Genomic DNA, 17,055 nt, shown 5'->3' with positions numbered 1-17,055 from the left:
AGGTTTCAGCGAACGGAGTTTCCCCTATGAATTTGGAAGAACAGTTGGCCAATTTGGATGAACGCAGCGAATACGCGCAGGATATATTGAATCGCATGCCTGCTTGGATTGTCCGCTGGGGCTCCAGCATCGTTTTATTGGCTATGGCCGTGATGCTGGCCATGAGTTTTTTTATTAAATATCCGGATATTATTTCCGCCCCTACTACCTTAACAACAGAGCTGCCGCCGCTCCGGGTTATTGCTCGGGCCAATGGCGAATTACAACTTGTCAACCGCCAAACCGACACAGTGAAAGCCGGTGAACTCGTCGCCATCATTCGCAATACGGTCAACTACGACCAATTGGCGGCAGCAGTGTCTTGGTTAGACCGGTTTGATACAACAGAAAACCCAGCGGAATTTGCCGCACAGTTTTTTCAGGCGATGGAGCGGGATTTCAGAAATCTGGGCGAGTTGCAAATTTATTTCAGCCGATTTCAAACCCAATTAAACGGATATTATCTGTTGCATAAAAATCAGAGCAGGGACCACCGCTTGCAAGCGCTGCAAGAGGAAAAGCAACTTCAGCAAAAACTGCTGGCGCAACAGGAGGAGCAGTTGATAACACTAGGAAAAGCCTTGGAAATCGAGCAGGCCGCACTGAATCGCCTGGAAGCATTGGCGCAGAAAAAACTGGTTTCGATGCTTCAACTTGATGAACAAAAAACCAAACATTTGGCTGTCATCAACCAAATCAAAAACCATAGAAGCGCCATAGCCAACACCCAGGTAACGCTTTCGCAGCTGGATAAAGAAGCCCTGGAAATTCAACTGCGCTTCCAGGATGAAATGCAGCAAAAACAGCTCACGCTCGCCGCAGCCTTGGATGAATTGCGCGGTGAAATCAGCCGCTGGAAGCAAACCTACCTGCTTATCTCACCGATTGATGGCCGTATTGTGTGGGCAAATTACCGCAGCTCGTTTCAAGCGGTTGCAGCCAATGAAGCAGTTTTTACCGTTGTCCCAAATGACCAACAAACCGTTTTTGCGCGTATTTTTCTACCGATGAAAAACTTTGGCAAAGCCAAAGTCGGCCAAAGAGTATTTATCAAACTGGATGGCTTTCCCTACCAGGAATTTGGAATCGTCTCCGGTGAAATCACCAACATCTCCCCGGCCCCCGAATCCATGCACTACGAAGTGCGCGTCGAGCTACCAAATGGACTGACATCCAGCCACGGCCAAACCTTGCCCTTTAAACACGAAATGATCGGCGTGGCTGAAATCGTCACCGAGGACCTGCGCCTGGTTGAGCGGATCTTTTATCAGTTGTTAAGTGCTTTTGATCAGAATGCTTAGAGTTACCCTTTATAAGCCGTTCACATACTATCCACCAAGTTTATCAAGCCCCATTTTTAACGCTGAAAAAAATAGCACGATATAAACGAGCAGAAATGATGGACTAATAAAAGCCATTCGTATTTTTCCTATACCTTGCTCTTGAAACTCATTTAGGGCTTGCCATGCAGAAAAAAACATATATACGAGAGCCCATAGAGCCAGCAACCCCATCAGAAATTTGATCACGCTCGGATTTGCATCAGGCTTATCTAGACCCTTGCTCAAAAGAGCGGCTGCAATAAACATTGTAACTGGCGTCACCAATCTTTTTATCGCCGCATCAATTGTATTTAATGCCGCCTTCATTCTCGCTTTCCTCAAATTGTTTAAATACTTTTTTAGCAAACTTAAAGCCTGGGAGGCTAAAAGCGTTATAGAACCCAACTTGAAATTAGGTGATTGGCTTGCGTGCCTGAAAGCACGACGGAATGTGCTTCACCACTCGAAATAAAAAATTCGATCCAGGACCAACAAGCGCCACAGGCATTCTCTCAACAAAGCTCTTTGACGCATCCGACACGAAGCTCTCCCCTCTCGCTATCCGCCCCCTATCCCACTCCCACTTTGCCACACATCACAGAACGGCAGTTCTTGTTTGGACCAGCTTCTTCAGCGGCGTTATGATCCGGATTTGTTATAACGCGTTCGCAGCGGAAAACACTTAAATTGGCTCTGCGATAAACCGCTTATACCGGATGCATATATCGATGCACGAAATTCCGGGCTTTTACATTCCCAGGAGAATATACATGATCGGCAAATCCCTGTTGCGATTCACACTCCTTGTGTGCAGCGTGTCACTTGCTGCCTGCGGAGGCAACAACGGAAGTTCTTCATCCAACTCTTCGAGCAGTTCAAGTAGCTCTTCCAGCAGCAGCTCCAGCTCGTCCTCAAGCAGCTCCAGCAGTTCTTCCAGCTCAAGCAGCTCATCGAGCAGCTCCAGTTCATCCAGCAGTTCTGGCGGCGGTATCTCCGTTATGCTCAAAGGCGTCAATCTGGCGAGCGCGGAATTCGGTGAGGCTTTTATCCCAGGGACTTACGAAGAACATTACATCTACCCCAATCAAACCGAAGTGGATTACTTCAAATCCAAAAAAATGAACGTTATCCGCTTGCCCTTTTTGTGGGAGCGTCTGCAACCTTCTTTGAATCAGGCTTTCAATCAAACCGAATTTGATCGCCTGAATCAGTTTGTTACCCAGGCAACCGCGAAAAATATGTACGTGATTCTGGACCCGCACAATTACGCGCGCTACAGAGGCACCGTCATAGGCACTGGGCAAGTATCGACTTCAGCTTTCGCTGATTTGTGGTCGCGCTTGGCCAATACCTACAAAGGCAACCCTTACGTCGTGTTCGGTATCATGAATGAACCGCACACCATGGCTACAGAAGCCTGGCTGGCTGCAGCTAACGCCGCAGCAAGTGCGATCCGCAACACCGGTGCGACCAATTTGATACTCGTCCCAGGCAACGCCTGGACCGGCGCTTCCACCTGGGGTGATAACTGGTATGGAACGCCGAATGCCACCGTTATGCTGGATTTTGTTGACCCCGGTAATAATTACGCGATTGAAGTGCACCAGTATTTTGATGCCGACCATTCGGGTAAATCACCAACATGTGCTACCACCAACGGCGCAGAAAAATTGGCTGCCTTCACCGCGTGGCTGGCGGCTAACAACAAAAAAGGCTTTTTAGGTGAATTCGCCGGAGCCAACAACGGCACCTGCCGACAAGCAATCGAGAGCGCGCTGCAGCACATCGACAACAACCGCAATTATTGGATTGGTTGGACCTGGTGGGCTGCTGGTCCATGGTGGGGCAATTACATGTACTCAATCGAACCCACCAACGGTGCAGATGCTGCGCAAATGTCCTGGTTGGCGCCCTACCTTCAGTAATCACACTGAATCTTGGGAAAAGGCCAGTTTACGCTGGCCTTTTTTATTTTATGGGACCGACAGCATTTCGATGATTTAGAGCAGCGGAAACGACGCGCAAAATTCCCAAGCGTTAGCCCCGCCCACAAACCCCAATGTAGCGCAACATATTTACGCGCACCCCACCAATCTCTCGCTACCCAATTACTAATTGCTGATTTCCTACTATTATGTGAGCAGCGATGTCTTCCAAGATCTACCGTGTTTGCATCCCAAAAATAAAAATCACCATTCGGAGCATCAATCATGATCCAGTTGCGCTACCTCACCTTCTTGTGCGCCCTCTCCGCATCATCGGCCTTGGCCGAGACCTTAGTGGTATCCTCTCCCGATAAACGAATCACCCTTTCACTCTCCAATACCGAATCCGGTTTGCGCTACCAGGTCGAGCGCGATGGCAATGTGATTATTGCGGAATCCTCTTTAGGTTTTGCCATTGACGGTGATCGTCTCGGCGACGGGGAAATGAAACTGCTCACTCATTCCTACAAAACCATTAAAGACCAATACGAGATGGTCGTCGGTGCGCATAAAACACTGGTGGATCATTACGAATATTTAGTCGCAGAATTTGCCAGCACCAGCGAACAACCCAAATTTCTCAATATTCAAGTGCGCGCCTACGATCACGGCGTCGCTTTGCGTTATGAACTTCCCATCAAAAATCCGTTTGAAGAATTCAGCATCCAATATGAAATGACCGGATTTTTCTTTCCGCAGGATTACCAGTGTTTTGGTTTGAATTTGGGTCGATTTGCCAATGGACACGAAGGCGAATTTGATCCGGTAAAAGCTTCTGTGATTCGCCAACATAATCTGTTCGACCATCCTTTTGTCTGCAAAACCGGCAAAGGCGATACCACTTTTGCATTGGCCGAATCCAATCTGCGCAATTACCCCGGCAGTTGGTATTCCGGCCTTGGTGACGGACGCTTGGGCGTGTCATCGGTTCTTACACCGCGCTTTGACAGCCGTCCCGACGGATTGGATGTGGTCGCCGTAAAAGGCAAGCTCACGGAAAATTTCACCACGCCGTGGCGCATTATTTTAATTGGTGATCGCGCGGGTGATTTAATCAATTACCCACTCGTGCATTTATTGGGTGAGCCGACCAAAATTGCCGATACCAGCTGGATCAAACCCGGCAAAGTCTCCTGGGATTGGTGGAACGATAATAAAGTCGCCCTGCGCGATTCCACCGTTAAACCCGGCATGAATACCGCCACCTACAAGGCATATATCGATTTTGCCGCAGCTCTAAACCTCGAATACATTTTGATTGATGCTGGCTGGCATGAAGGTTCATCGCTGAGCAGCAAACCGGGCTCTGATGTTTTAAAACCTATTGCAGAAATGGATATGCCGGAAATTCTGCGCTATGCCAAAGAACACAATGTGGGTGTTTGGGTGTGGCTGCAGTGGAAACAATTGGACTGGCAAATGGAAGAAGCGCTGAAAACCTATCAGCAATGGGGCATCAAAGGGATAAAAGTGGATTTTATGGAGAGGTCCGACCAGGAAATGGTGGAGTACTACCATAAGTTGCTCAGCACAGCTGCCAAATATCACATCATGGTGGATTTACACGGCTCCATGGCAGCCAATGGCATGAATCGCACTTACCCGAATTTGCTCACCCAGGAAGGCGTTATGGGCGGTGAATTCAATAAATGGAGTACGCGCATTACCGCCCGCCACAATGTGACCTTGCCTTACACGCGCATGTTATTAGGCCCGATGGATTACACCCCCGGCGGTTTCCGCCACACCACACCAGCGGAAATGCCCAATGTGCGACGTTACTACCTGCCTTATGTGCAAACCACGCGCGGTCAAGCGTTGGCGATGTATGTGATATACGACAGCCCACTGCAAATGCTGGCCGATTCGCCCATTACTTACAGCAAAAGCGACAGCCCAACCGATAGCATTTGGCCGCTGCCACAAAGCGAATGGCAGGACGGTTTGGAATTTCTGCGCGATGTGCCCAGCACCTGGGATGAAACGCGATTTTTACAGGGAGATATCGGCGAATATATCGTCCTCGCCCGCCGCAAAGGCAACCTTTGGTACATAGGCGCCATGACCAACGAATCCCCTCGCCAGGTAAAAATCAAATTGGATTTTTTAAATAAGGGAACTTACAGCGCGGAAATCTGGCAGGATGGCCAAAGCATTTCCAGCGTAGTGAAAACGCAAAAAACCGTTAAGCAAAATCAGACATTAAAATTGTCGCTCGCGGCATCTGGCGGAGCGACTGTGGTTTTGCGAGCGGTGCAACCGTAACTATCTTTGAAGACTGCGCCTATTGCATTGCGATAGGCGCGAATCGCTTACCTACCCCACCCGACCTATCACCGACCAACTTCTCTTGACCATAGCCGCCACATTAACATCTCCACTTGACACACCCTCATAATCTCCGACGTATTTGCCCACCCCATCCGAACTGAACGATCAATAACGTCCCTTCTAAAACCTGCAACTTTCCAGCGCAAGCCTCAAACCCCAACTGGCAACAACGGTAACCTTGCTACCCCTTCACTTGACAACTATTATACTTGTTCATCATTCATAAATTTTAAGAAAAATCCACACCTCGAACCGGCTTTTATCAATATCAACATTAAATAGTTTTTCCGCACCAACAAACCCAAAGGAGGTTAAAACCAAGGACCCCCAAAGCTAAATTTTGCAAATCCGACATAAAAACATCAAACATATGAAAAATTAAGAGGATCTTAATATGCGTTACATCCTTAATGGACTTTTGGTCTCTTCATTTCTTTGCATTAGTGCATTTGCATCGGAAGCTGACGAAACCCAAACAAAATTTAGGAAAACCAAAGAATTTGAAGGCGCGACCTATACTTTTGAAAAAAGTCTGACGCCTGACGGAAAAATCAGAGAGACAATCAAGACTGGAAACGGAAACGTCCTCTCCCCACAGGAAGCAGAAACTTTATACGAAAAATCAAAAGCCAAAAAACAATCCAAGCTAAGTCAATCTGTGATTGAACAGTTAAACAGCGATTCCCCAAAAATAGAATTATGGGTCGCATTCAAAACACCCGAAGACGATTTCAAAGATGAAGCCAGAACCGGGTTTTATCAACCCGAAACCGGCTGGGTTATAAACGGAAGATCTTTAACTGCAAAACAGGAGATGGAAGAATTACAAAAACGCTCGGCCATTAGGGCGGAAAGACGAAAAAATCGAGCTTTTCTCTCAGAAGCCCGCATGACTGCCTGGGCTAAAAGACATGGTCTCGAGATTACAAATCCCATACTGCTTGCGGTAAACACCGACGTTAACACAATCCAAATAAACGTAACAAAACAGAAGCTTGAAAGAATTGTTCAAAGCGCAGAAAAGGATGACGAAATCGTATTCATAGATTTATATCGGGGGGGCGGATCGGCTATTGCAAATGCAATGCCTTATTCTCATGTTGACCCCCGCGCGTTGAGCAATTCACTGTTTTGGGGCAGCAATATTGGCGTATTTGTCACTGAATGGTATGGATGCGCAAATCCATGGGACTTCTCTAGTTATACGAGATTAGATGGCGTCACTGATGCTCACGGCCAATACGTACTAGACGTGCTTAGAAATGTATCGCCAAATGCCTATATGTATTGCACCGGTTCTCCGAGATTACCTACGTCAACAGAGCTTAATGGAAGCGGCTCAAACCCTCCGGTACACATAGTGAATGCATCATTTTATTGGGTCACTACAGCAAATAACTACACAACCACGGATCGAGATTGGGACGACTATGTTTATAACAACTACGTTTCCATATTTGGCGTAGCAGGCAACGATGGCACCAGCGTTGGGAGAGTTATCACCCCGAGCCGCGGTTATAATGTTATATCTGTAGGTGCATCAAACCACGCAACAGCAACTGTAGCCAATTTTTCAAACTATATTAATCCTGAAACCGGGGCAGCCAAGCCAGAATTTACTGCTCCCGGGATGGGCCTGTGCTTCAAATGGGGCTGCGGATACGACTCATACGACGGGTACAGTGGGTACTGGGGGACTAGTTTTGCAGCTCCGCATGCCGCCGGAATTGCTGCAGATTATGCGGGATTTTGGACCGGAGTTCGTGACGCCCCCTTTCTTATGCGGTCTCTGCTAATGGCCACAGCAACTATCGCCGAAACGGGCAATAGTAACGGAGGGTATGACTCAACAGGGGTTGGCGGACTCAGCTTCTTGAACAACTCAAATTTTGGATACGTTTACTTTTATTTAGTCGATGCACCAAACAATTATTTTTCATCGGCAGCAATCCACACTATGTCGCCCCTAATAATGACATAGTATTTTATGTAGCTGCTGGCGAAGAAGTGAATGCCGCCATTGCATGGAGCACCAGAGGCACATATACATATGCACACAGAACCGATTTGCACACAATCGGCGCGGATTTTGACCTAACGGTACTAGATCCCGCAAATAACTATGTCAGCTCCTCACTCTCCTACGATAATTCATTTGAGCTAGTTAGATTTACAGCTCCAACATCCGGAAACTATACCTTTAGAATTTCCCGATTTTCGAATAGGGATACATCAGGCGATTATAAATTAGGCTTGACTCTATTCAGGAAAGTTAATTAAAGGAAAAGGCAATTTAGGCTTTAAAAGGCGGGATGCGATGTAAATTACATCCTCTCAATAAAAAAGGCGACCCAAAGGTCGCCTTTCACGTTTAGCAGCAACGCTGCTCTTATCTCAAATGTTTCCGCTTATTTCAAATAATCTTTAATGGCGTTATACCAAGTCTGGCCGATAAACCGATAACCCGTATCGTTCGGGTGGAGGTTATCCGTGCCCAGTCCATTGGAAGGGAAACCTTTGTACTGGTCGACCAGAATGACATTGAAGCCTTGGTTGATACGCTCCTGCACAACACCAGGAATCACAGCGACGTAGGAATCCGCCCACTGCCTGGCGTAGTCGTAGCGAGGAGTAATAACAGCAACAGCGAGCAATGCATTGGGTTTTGCATTGATGATCTTATCGATCAAAGCTCCCAATCTTTGCGCCATCACCTGCGGACCATTGTTGTTCTCTTCAACCCAGGAATCGTTGGTTCCGATCATCAGCAAAATAATGTTCGGATCGCTGTTGAGCGCGGGGCTTGGCACAACACCGGCAATCTGGTTGATCGAATAGCCGCTGTAACCTTCGTGATTACGCGGGAAGGTTTTGCCGTCCACAGTGGTAGGACCATTGGCTTTGCTGCCTACGAAGGTAATGTTTTTGTTGTTCGCCACTGCCTGACGGAACAATTCCACCCGGTAACCACCTCCGCTGCTACCAATGCCGTCGGTAATGGAGTCGCCGAGCGGCAGAATCTTACATGGGCCGGAATCAGGACAAATTGGCGGTATCGGCGGCTCTTCAAACCGGCCGCCATCCGCTGAGTAAACAGCTATACCGGATACTGTGGCGTTGTCCACCTGCGTTGTGAATTGAATCGTCAGAGCACCGTCACTCACCGGGATATTGGTGGCTCTCAGGATATAAGCGGTGTCGTGACCAACTTCTTTATATATATCCAGTCCAGTTACCAGGCTCTTGCCTTCAACGGTAACGCTGAAGCTACGGCTGTTGGCGCTCGTGTGGAACATCTCCACAAAATGCAGCTCCACGCTGTAGGTCGCCTGAGTGACCGGAATGTTGTAGGTAAAGGTGCCGTAACGCTCAGACTGGTAAAGGGCGGCGTTGCTTGCGCCGGAGATAGGATCCGAAGTGGTGTTCGGTGTGCCACTGGAAGAGAAGCGATCTGCCTCAAAGCGCACCCCGTCCAATGTCACCGCAGTCGATGAGCCGGCATTAATGGCATACACCAAGCTGCCAGTCACATCGCCCGAGCTGGAAGAGCTGCTGGAGCTTGAGGAACTGCTGGAGCTTGAGGAACTGCTGGAGCTGGACGAGCTGGAAGACGAGCTCGATGAACTGGAAGACGAACTGGACGATGAACTGGAGCTGCTGCTGGACGATCCATCCTGCGGTGCAGGCTGAGGGCTGCCACAGGCAACCAAAAGAGTTACCAAAGAGAGAGGAAGCAATTGACAGATTTTCAAGGTGAAACCCTCCGAAGTAGTCCGCTTATGTATTCTTTATTGTGATCCCGAGCACATATGCACCCGGCGCGAGAACTTCCGATAACGGAAAGACAATTAGTGTTATCGTAATATGAATATGATCGGCGAACTTGCGCCGGGAGTCTGAGAGGCGGTGCAAAAAACGAAAAAAATATGACTGGAAATTTGGGGGGAAAGGCCGAGTTTTTACACAGAATATTTTAGTCTGGACAATATGCTTCCCTAGGAATCTTTACATTATGGCCATATCTACAACCCACGCATTTTTGAATCGCATCATTTCAAGTACTGACAAAGAAGGCTTGCGAGCTAACGAACCATGAGTGATTACCTGCGTAAAATTGAAGAGACTTTAGGCTTTCAGTTGGCCGTTGATAATGTCCCCTGACACTCACGAATGAGAGGAACTTTTAGTTTCTCGTAGCAAACATGAAATCAAGGAGTTTATTGCTCGACTTCCCGAGGTAAACCCAAAAGATCAATATGGTAGAAACTTCCTCGAAAGAGCCGCAATAAAAAACATTATAGAAGCCGCAAGGTGCTTGAATTGCTCGGTGCAGAATGGATCTTGCAGAGAAAAATTATAAACTTTTTTCCAAAGTTCGAGCGAATTTACAAATATATAAATCAGTGAACACATTGCACACAACCGAAACAAATCTGGTTTCGGATTGATGGGATTTCTACATACAAATTTTCTGTGTGCGATTAATAACACGAACGCCAATTCATCATTCTCAAAGGAGCGCCCAGCTGAATTTAGTCAGACGCTACCCTTGCGGAATTTTTCTATGACTTCCGCATGAAAACACTTGAACTCCAAAGGAAACCGAAAGTCTCCTTTAATCTTACAACAATATAAGGACGCAAGGGCTTCGACGCCCAACCTAACGCATCAACGCCCTCCCCCACGCCAAAAGTACACCTCCCACCACAACGCCCGCAATAACGAAAAGAACAACAAAAGGACTAATGGCTTTATCTTCCGACTTTTGATATTTGGGATCGATGGTGCTGACATAAAACGCAAAAACTGCAAACAACACAAAGGTCACCCATTTAGGCGCTCCATATTCCATGGCAACAAAAGGTGGGATTGCCAGCACTGCCATCCAAATGTATTTTTTCATTTTCAAGCCAATTTATTTAAGAATTACAAGAACAAAAATTTCGATCCAGCATATTCGCTAGCGCGGCCGCTGAGACTCTCTGTGACTTTTAACAATCCTAGCAGCTGTGACCGTTAGAAAAAGTCAGCCGCCGAAACGTGTAAAACCCAATAACCTGTGAGCCGATACAATAAAAGCCGCTAAGCGGCTTTTATTTTTCAATGCCGAGGAGACCTCCGATTCATTCCCTATGGCTTTCTTCTCCTTTGTCAAACACACAAGCCGACATACCCATCATCGGAAAACCCAATCCTGAGCCATCGTCAAATTATAGATCCACTCCAGCAACATAACGTCCACCTCCCTCTTCGGTGGAACATTGATCAGGACATCTAAGCGAATATTTCGCTATCTTCCCACACAGCCCGCTCCTGTGACACTGGTAACGAATTAGAGAAAATCTAAGTTAGAAATTACTTCTCAAGGTTAGAATCGAGCTGCAAATGTTGGTCAGGAAGAATCATAAGCAGTAGCTTTGGCCGCATGATTATCACCTCCTAGCCGTGATTTCAGAATAAAAGAGGGAGCTCAATGGTCCGCTTCTGCCCCAAATCGATATTTCATTCGAATCTAAAGCCGGTGTATTTTCCCGGGATTTCCAGCGCGTTGTTGGCATTTTTTATTTCTTCTGGGAATGCTCAGGACGCAGATAGGAATTTAGCAGTCACAGAGGAAGGCATACACAACGGCTTTTACTACAACCTCTGGATAAATCGATCGGGTGGGAACGACGGAGATATCACCTTTGGATTGCGTGAAGCGGGCCGATATACCGCTCAGTGGAACGAAAAGACCCAATGGCTCGGCGGCATAGGTTGGAATTCGGGCGGCCGCAACAAAACATTGCGCTATTCCGGCAAATTCAATCCCGGGTTAGACCCCAACCAGCATGATTCCAACTTGACGTTACATGCCTGGCCCGAAAATCTAACGACTTTTTATTACATAGTAGAGACTTACGGCCCTAATAGTCCTGTCCCCTGCCTCCCCCTCCGCCAAGGGCTTTACGGCAGCCTCCAGAGCGACGGTGGGACCTACGACATCATTACCTGTAAATATCCTGGCTTACCCCCGGATATAACTGTGTATGTATTCAGTGTGCGCAATCCTCCAAAACCCTGGGGAGATGTCAGCGGCACCATTACCCTTGCCAACCATTTTGATGCATGGGAATCCAAAGGGCTGATTTTCGACGCTCCTGATTTCATCGTTTTAATGACCGAGGCTAACAGTGGCAGCGGCAGTTCCGATATCACCGTGACAGATGTCACTCAACCTCTCAACTGCGGTGAACAGGATGGCATGCCCATTTGCTGCGATATAGGTGCGGATCCCGATGGCGACGGCATAGGTACGCAAAATGATGGTGATGTGTGTACCGTAACGAAATCAACCAAGGGTTGGTATGCGCCGAATCCACCGGATGTACTGGCCGCGATTAATCTGGGCGGCTTCAAATATCATATTGAAGCCGATGGGATTTATTACGCACCAGTCAGCGATGTGACAGTCCCGGGTTATGGTTCCATTCGTGATACAGATGTACTGGGTGGCGGTGGTAGCGCAGTCTATCAATCCTATCGAAACGGCCCTTCCACCATTGAAATCCCTGTGAGCGAACAGCGGGTGTCGGTAGAACTCGGCTTTGTGGAGCCGACCTATCAGGAAGCCGGCAGGCGCACATTCGACGTGACAATTGAAGATAATCCCGTTCTTGTTGCTCTCGATATTTATGCGGAGGCAGGATACAAAACCCTCTGGAAGCCCGCGCCATTTGAAGTTGATGTGGCTGACGGCAGCCTCTCTATTGCTCTTATTTCCAACCCTTACGCAGGAGTGCTCAGCTCCATTCTCGTGCGCAAAATCGACGCCACATCATCATCAAGTAGCTCGTCATCATCGAGCAGCTCTTCCAGCGCTTCATCCACATCCAGCTCTGGCGATTCCAGCAGTGGTGGCTGTAGCAGTGGGTGGTGGCTTTTAATAATCAGCAGCTTATTGATCGTCCGACGTCGAACAGTGAATTAATAAAAGATCTGGAAAATCACCGCATATAAATAATTTTCAAAAATAAAATTGAGGGATACGCAATGACCCGTTTCCGCCACCAATCGATATTTTTTTCGAAGCTAAAGCTGGTGTGTTTTTCCTGCAAAATTATTCTGTCTGGCTTGTCGTTGGCGCTTTTTGGATCTTCAGCAATTGCTCAGGATGCCAATAGGGATATAAAAACCAATGAAAAAGGCATGCACAACGGTTTTTATTATGATCTCTGGTTAGCGCAGGCAACTGCGCCAGAAAACCTTACCTTTGGGTTGCGTGAAGCAGGCCGCTATACCGCGCAGTGGAACAATAATGTCCTCTGGTGGGCTGGAGGTATCGGTTGGCAAGAAGGCAGCCCCTATAAAGCGTTGCAATATTCCGGCACATTTAATCCCGGCTTAAACCCTGACCAAAATACCTTCTTGGCCTTATATGGCTCGGCCAAAACTAAAGGTCGACGGACTGAGTTTTTTATTGTGGAGACCTATGGCTCCCCTATCCCCTCGAGATGCCTAGGTGTCGGTGGCTGGAGTTCTGGCAGCTTCCAAAGCGACGGAGCCACCTATGACATAGTCGGCTGCAATCTCACGAACTCAGCCAACTTCCAGCTCTACAGTGTGCGCAACCCCAGAAAACCCTGGGGCGAAATTAGCGGCACCATTACGGTTGCCAATCATTTTGCCGCCTGGGAATCCAAAGGCTGGGTATTCGAAGACTTTAATTTCATGATTTTTGAGACCGAGGCTTACCAAAGCAGCGGCAGCGTCGACATCACAGTGACCGACGTCACTCAACCCTCTGCCTGCGGTGAGCAGGATGGCGTGCCCATTTGCTGCAGCATAAGCGCAGATCCCGATGGCGATGGTATGGGCATACAAAACAAGGATCAGGCTTGCGTGGTAACCGAAGAAACGAAAGGATGGCACCCGTCCAATCCGCCAGATGTACTCGCCGCAATCAACGTGGGTGGTGCAGGTCACCACGTTGAGGCCGACGGCATTTATTACGCGCCAGATGGCTACACATTTATCACGCATATTTATCCGGAAGCAGTGAGCGGAGGCGACGGCAGCGAGGTCTATCAATCCGCCCGCACCGGTAATTTCACAATTGAAATTCCCATGAGCGCGCAGCGGGTTTCTGTAGAACTCGGCTTTGTGGAATTTCGCTATCAAGAAGCGGGCAAGCGCATTTTCAATGTGAGGATTGAAGGCCAACCCGTTCTTACGGATCTCGACATTTATGCAGAAGCGGGATACCAAACACTCTGGAAGCCCGCTCCATTTGAAGTGGACGTCACTGACGGTAGCCTTACGATTTTCCTCGAATTCCCAGATTTCTGGCCTTGGCTTAGCGGCACTGTTCCGGAGCCAGATCAACAGGGCACGCTCAGCTCCATACTCGTGCGCAAAATCGACGACACACCTTCATCAAGCAGCTCGTCCTCATCGAGCAGCAGCTCCTCATCCTCATCAAGCAGCTCTTCAACCACATCCAGCTCTGGCGATTCCGGCACTGGCGGCGGTAGCAGCGGCTGGTGGTTTTTGGCAATCAGCGGTTTATTGATGGTGCGGCGGCGCATGGCGTCTTAGGGCATTTTGGGCGGTGCTATGTGAATACCGCGGCTTTTTTGGTAAATCTCAATGCATTAAAGCACGCATAAAAAAAGCAAGACTGTCGTCTTGCCTTTTTTATAAAACCATTGGTCCACCCAAATCGGGCGGCCAATTAATGGCGCTTAAACCGGTACGATATTTTCAGCTTGTGGGCCTTTTTGGCCTTTGGTAACGGTAAATTGAACGCGCTGACCTTCTGTCAGTGTTTTAAAGCCACTGGCCACAATGGCACTGAAATGGGCAAAAACATCTGGACCAGATTGTTGCTCAATAAAACCAAAACCTTTCGCTTCGTTAAACCACTTAACGGTTCCAATAACTGTATTAGACATGGATAAATCCTGTAGAAAATAAAATATAAACCCGTAAATCGGGAAATTTGGCAGGGAAGTTGAGACTACTTATAGACTACAGAACGAATTGCGAGTGGTGCAGGTTCGAGATGAAGAGAATAAATATGAGCTTTCTTACTTGCTGGGGAGGCAGCTTACGCTCTTTCCTACAGTTGTCAACAAATTTAATGGATTATCTTTGGGGTGGAGCGCTTCGCTTGCCACCCCTCTTATGCTTTCCACAGCCATCAAGCGAGAAAGCAGATCATTTTTCTAGCATAAAAATATTTCCACCTGGAGAAAAAACTTTCCACCGGGATTTCCAGTCATTCAACCACAAAGCACCAGACCCCACTCTCGAAAAACCCATCCGTCCAGCGACCGGTCTAAGACCATATCACCGATGCAGCAGCACATTAAACCGACCTTCTTTTTCGGCCAAATATTAACGCTTGCGCCGATTCGGATATGTGCAACATCCCCATCAATTTCAACCGACCCGATACGTACATATACCAGCTGCCCATCACGTCTACTCGCTTCGCTATTGAGCTGAGATTTATTGACGAGTTTAAATTGCTCTTTGGCCAGCTCTGAAAACCCGGCGTCATGGATATTGCATCGGTTTTCATCTATTTCTTTTAAAACGAATGCAAAGCCATACTTTGAAGCTAACTCTTGATCGGGTATTCGGATTTCGCTATCCGGATCCAGGCTTTGGTTAAGGACGTCGGTAACAACCGCATTGATAGCCGGGTCGCACATCTCGCCAACGCCTGTAGTGGCGCAGGATGAGATGCATATGATAGTCATGAGCAACGTTAGAAATGCTTTCATATTCCTATCACAAGGTACATACATACAAACTGCTGTGCAAAAGAAGGTGCAATTTAGGCCGAGGAGGGTACGACATGTACCTCCCCTTTCTGGAAGCCATTATCTCTGCAACTGATTAAACATAAACCGCTTGATCAGCGGAATACACTCTTCACATATGGGTGATAAGGACGTGTCGTTGTGGAGTGCGCCTTTGATGACATAAAGCTCGTTTGGAGTGCCCACTATATCGGCATAAGCATTAATGGCGATCGCACCAAAAATATTCTGGTCCTTGTCCACATTAATCACCACATCACCATCGCCATGCAACGTGAGTAAGGGCGCATCGTTGCGGTCGATAATGGCAAGATTGGTGAGCAAGCCGGAAAGATTGATCACTCCTTTAAATGGTGATGGAGTTTTGGGATCACGCAGCAGTTTTCTTTTACGGAACAATTCCGCCATCTTCGGCTCCAGCGGATCGTCCCCATCCAAATAGGCGGTGTGCATGGACGTAATTGCGCCAGCCGAATGGCCGCCGATAAAAATCGCGGTCGGGTCTATACCAAAACGGTTTTCATTTTTCGCATCCTTGATCAAATAATCGAGTGCGGCTTTTTGATCTTCTACCGCTTTGGCCAATGCATTCAGATAATTTTCCGGTGTATTGATATCGGTCGAGAGGCGATACATGTTGAGCGCGACTACATAACCCGCTTTGGCGATTTGCTCGGCGAACTCATTCATCCAGGTTTCATCAGTGACGACAAACCCACCACCGGGGGTAAGCAAAAACAGTGGACGTCTGCGCTCAGTATCACCCGCCGGTTCAAAGACTCTGAGTTTGAGTTTTTCTTTTTTATTTCCCCGGTCATTCATCTTTTCGCCAAAGACGATATCACCAGTAAATTTGGTGGTCTCAAATACTTGATTTAAGTAGCGTCGGTTCGCGGCGCTGGTGCCGCTATCCTGAGCCAAAGCGGTAAAGCTGAATGCACCCAGAAAGACCAATGCAAGTGATCGCAACATAAATTAGCCCTTTGTCAGTCTATATTTTTATCTTTCAAAACAAGCTCTTAGAGACGACGCCCTATTGGCCGACTCCTTAAGCCTTATCCAAGGCTAGCAGGCAATCCAGAACTAGCAACACCACAGCCAGACACCACCTTAGTCCGGATTTTTGCGCCGCATGAATCAATGGCTGCACAAGCGCGAATTGATACTTTCCATTAGAAACCAAGCCAGAATCCACACCGGTCACCTGGGAGACGGAACAGGGTGCAAGCAATTCGACAATAGTGTAAGGACGGAACTGGTTAAAAGAATGCAAATTTTTTTATTAATTGTGCAGTTAGTTAAATAAAAATAAAGAATGCAAATGGTAATTTGCATGCATTGGCAAGACGGAAAGAATGATAAAAAAACTCTCCAGCACCAATACAAAAACCCTTATAAATCCAGAGCAAACGATAAAAACTGGAATTATGTCACAGTGAATCACGCTGCATCATTGCGACTGGGGAAGCATATTACCTTGGTGATTTTTCTTAAATATTCTTATTTGGGAGATATCGCCCCACGGGTAATCGTCGCTCAATACACCAATAAATAATTTAAGCGATTACA

At 47.6% G+C, this 17,055-nt stretch carries 15 protein-coding genes; 9 read left to right on the top strand and 6 right to left on the bottom strand.

Going from position 1 to position 17,055, the window contains the following annotated elements:
* Positions 1-26 precede the first annotated feature (26 nt).
* Positions 27-1,340: an HlyD family efflux transporter periplasmic adaptor subunit gene (locus tag DWB84_RS06590; RefSeq protein WP_187408999.1), complete on the top strand. Its 1,314-nt coding sequence runs from the start codon at positions 27-29 to the stop codon at positions 1,338-1,340.
* A 27-nt stretch (positions 1,341-1,367) separates the two neighbouring features.
* Here the strand turns inward: DWB84_RS06590 and DWB84_RS06585 are convergent, their stop codons facing one another.
* Positions 1,368-1,688, bottom strand: a complete 321-nt coding sequence (locus tag DWB84_RS06585) for a hypothetical protein (RefSeq protein WP_187408998.1) — start codon at positions 1,686-1,688, stop codon at positions 1,368-1,370.
* A 443-nt stretch (positions 1,689-2,131) separates the two neighbouring features.
* Between DWB84_RS06585 and DWB84_RS06580 the strand changes: the two genes are divergently transcribed.
* The 4 genes from DWB84_RS06580 (at position 2,132) to DWB84_RS19340 (ending at position 7,957) form a co-directional block, all read left to right on the top strand.
* A complete protein-coding gene (locus DWB84_RS06580) occupies positions 2,132-3,286 on the top strand; it encodes a glycoside hydrolase family 5 protein (RefSeq protein ID WP_187408997.1) in 1,155 nt (384 codons plus the stop codon).
* 285 nt (positions 3,287-3,571) lie between these two features.
* A complete protein-coding gene (locus DWB84_RS06575) occupies positions 3,572-5,611 on the top strand; it encodes a glycoside hydrolase family 97 protein (protein WP_187408996.1) in 2,040 nt (679 codons plus the stop codon).
* A 460-nt stretch (positions 5,612-6,071) separates the two neighbouring features.
* Positions 6,072-7,658, top strand: coding sequence for a S8/S53 family peptidase (locus tag DWB84_RS06570; protein ID WP_187408995.1), 1,587 nt, complete (start codon positions 6,072-6,074; stop codon positions 7,656-7,658).
* A complete protein-coding gene (locus DWB84_RS19340; RefSeq protein WP_370589697.1) occupies positions 7,571-7,957 on the top strand; it encodes a PPC domain-containing protein in 387 nt (128 codons plus the stop codon). The genes DWB84_RS06570 and DWB84_RS19340 overlap by 88 nt, the downstream gene beginning before the upstream one ends.
* Before the next feature lie 128 nt (positions 7,958-8,085).
* Here the strand turns inward: DWB84_RS19340 and DWB84_RS06560 are convergent, their stop codons facing one another.
* The gene (locus tag DWB84_RS06560) at positions 8,086-9,207 is read right to left on the bottom strand and encodes a malectin domain-containing carbohydrate-binding protein (protein WP_187408993.1); all 1,122 of its coding nucleotides are present in this window, start codon (positions 9,205-9,207) and stop codon (positions 8,086-8,088) included.
* On the opposite strand from DWB84_RS06560, the gene DWB84_RS06555 reads away from it, so the two are divergent.
* The gene (locus DWB84_RS06555; RefSeq protein ID WP_187408992.1) at positions 9,182-9,367 is read left to right on the top strand and encodes a hypothetical protein; all 186 of its coding nucleotides are present in this window, start codon (positions 9,182-9,184) and stop codon (positions 9,365-9,367) included. The two genes, DWB84_RS06560 and DWB84_RS06555, sit on opposite strands and share 26 nt — an antisense overlap.
* Before the next feature lie 970 nt (positions 9,368-10,337).
* On the opposite strand, the gene DWB84_RS06550 is transcribed toward DWB84_RS06555, so the two are convergent.
* On the bottom strand, positions 10,338-10,580 hold the full coding sequence (locus tag DWB84_RS06550) for a hypothetical protein (RefSeq protein ID WP_187408991.1): 243 nt from the start codon (positions 10,578-10,580) through the stop codon (positions 10,338-10,340).
* A gap of 570 nt (positions 10,581-11,150) precedes the next feature.
* Between DWB84_RS06550 and DWB84_RS06545 the strand changes: the two genes are divergently transcribed.
* Both DWB84_RS06545 and DWB84_RS06540 read left to right on the top strand, forming a co-directional pair.
* Complete coding sequence (locus tag DWB84_RS06545) at positions 11,151-12,647, top strand: glycoside hydrolase family 11 protein (protein ID WP_187408990.1); 1,497 nt, start codon at positions 11,151-11,153, stop codon at positions 12,645-12,647.
* Positions 12,648-12,709: 62 nt separating this feature from the next.
* Entirely contained in the window at positions 12,710-14,254 is a 1,545-nt protein-coding gene (locus DWB84_RS06540) for a glycoside hydrolase family 11 protein (protein WP_187408989.1), read from the top strand.
* Between the two features lie 146 nt (positions 14,255-14,400).
* Here the strand turns inward: DWB84_RS06540 and DWB84_RS06535 are convergent, their stop codons facing one another.
* The 3 genes from DWB84_RS06535 to DWB84_RS06525 form a co-directional block, all read right to left on the bottom strand.
* Positions 14,401-14,610: a cold-shock protein gene (locus DWB84_RS06535; protein ID WP_187408988.1), complete on the bottom strand. Its 210-nt coding sequence runs from the start codon at positions 14,608-14,610 to the stop codon at positions 14,401-14,403.
* Positions 14,611-14,940: 330 nt separating this feature from the next.
* Positions 14,941-15,447 (bottom strand): hypothetical protein, encoded by a 507-nt coding sequence (locus DWB84_RS06530; protein WP_187408987.1) that lies wholly within the window; start codon positions 15,445-15,447, stop codon positions 14,941-14,943.
* Between the two features lie 99 nt (positions 15,448-15,546).
* Positions 15,547-16,458, bottom strand: coding sequence for an alpha/beta hydrolase (locus tag DWB84_RS06525; RefSeq protein WP_187408986.1), 912 nt, complete (start codon positions 16,456-16,458; stop codon positions 15,547-15,549).
* Positions 16,459-16,819: 361 nt separating this feature from the next.
* Here DWB84_RS06525 and DWB84_RS06520 point away from each other — a divergent pair, with 361 nt between their 5' ends.
* Positions 16,820-17,041: a hypothetical protein gene (locus DWB84_RS06520; protein WP_187408985.1), complete on the top strand. Its 222-nt coding sequence runs from the start codon at positions 16,820-16,822 to the stop codon at positions 17,039-17,041.
* The last annotated feature ends 14 nt before the right edge of the window (positions 17,042-17,055 follow it).

Source organism: Saccharophagus sp. K07, assembly GCF_014336955.1.
Classification (GTDB): Bacteria; Pseudomonadota; Gammaproteobacteria; order Pseudomonadales; family Cellvibrionaceae; genus UBA5868.
The sequence above is the reverse complement of the archived record's forward strand: the minus strand, read 5'-3'. Positions and strand labels throughout refer to the sequence as shown.

Excerpts from the sequence above, each read along its gene's own strand:
- DWB84_RS06570 (WP_187408995.1), top strand. The coding sequence starts at position 6,072 with ATGCGTTACATCCTTAATGGACTTTTGGTCTCTTCATTTCTTTGCATT.
- DWB84_RS06585 (WP_187408998.1), bottom strand. The coding sequence starts at position 1,688 with ATGAAGGCGGCATTAAATACAATTGATGCGGCGATAAAAAGATTGGTG.
- DWB84_RS06520 (WP_187408985.1), top strand. The coding sequence starts at position 16,820 with ATGCATTGGCAAGACGGAAAGAATGATAAAAAAACTCTCCAGCACCAA.
- DWB84_RS06535 (WP_187408988.1), bottom strand. The coding sequence starts at position 14,610 with ATGTCTAATACAGTTATTGGAACCGTTAAGTGGTTTAACGAAGCGAAA.
- DWB84_RS06540 (WP_187408989.1), top strand. The coding sequence starts at position 12,710 with ATGACCCGTTTCCGCCACCAATCGATATTTTTTTCGAAGCTAAAGCTG.
- DWB84_RS06575 (WP_187408996.1), top strand. The coding sequence starts at position 3,572 with ATGATCCAGTTGCGCTACCTCACCTTCTTGTGCGCCCTCTCCGCATCA.
- DWB84_RS06580 (WP_187408997.1), top strand. The coding sequence starts at position 2,132 with ATGATCGGCAAATCCCTGTTGCGATTCACACTCCTTGTGTGCAGCGTG.
- DWB84_RS06555 (WP_187408992.1), top strand. The coding sequence starts at position 9,182 with ATGGCATACACCAAGCTGCCAGTCACATCGCCCGAGCTGGAAGAGCTG.
- DWB84_RS06590 (WP_187408999.1), top strand. The coding sequence starts at position 27 with ATGAATTTGGAAGAACAGTTGGCCAATTTGGATGAACGCAGCGAATAC.
- DWB84_RS06530 (WP_187408987.1), bottom strand. The coding sequence starts at position 15,447 with ATGAAAGCATTTCTAACGTTGCTCATGACTATCATATGCATCTCATCC.
- DWB84_RS06525 (WP_187408986.1), bottom strand. The coding sequence starts at position 16,458 with ATGTTGCGATCACTTGCATTGGTCTTTCTGGGTGCATTCAGCTTTACC.
- DWB84_RS06545 (WP_187408990.1), top strand. The coding sequence starts at position 11,151 with ATGGTCCGCTTCTGCCCCAAATCGATATTTCATTCGAATCTAAAGCCG.
- DWB84_RS06550 (WP_187408991.1), bottom strand. The coding sequence starts at position 10,580 with ATGAAAAAATACATTTGGATGGCAGTGCTGGCAATCCCACCTTTTGTT.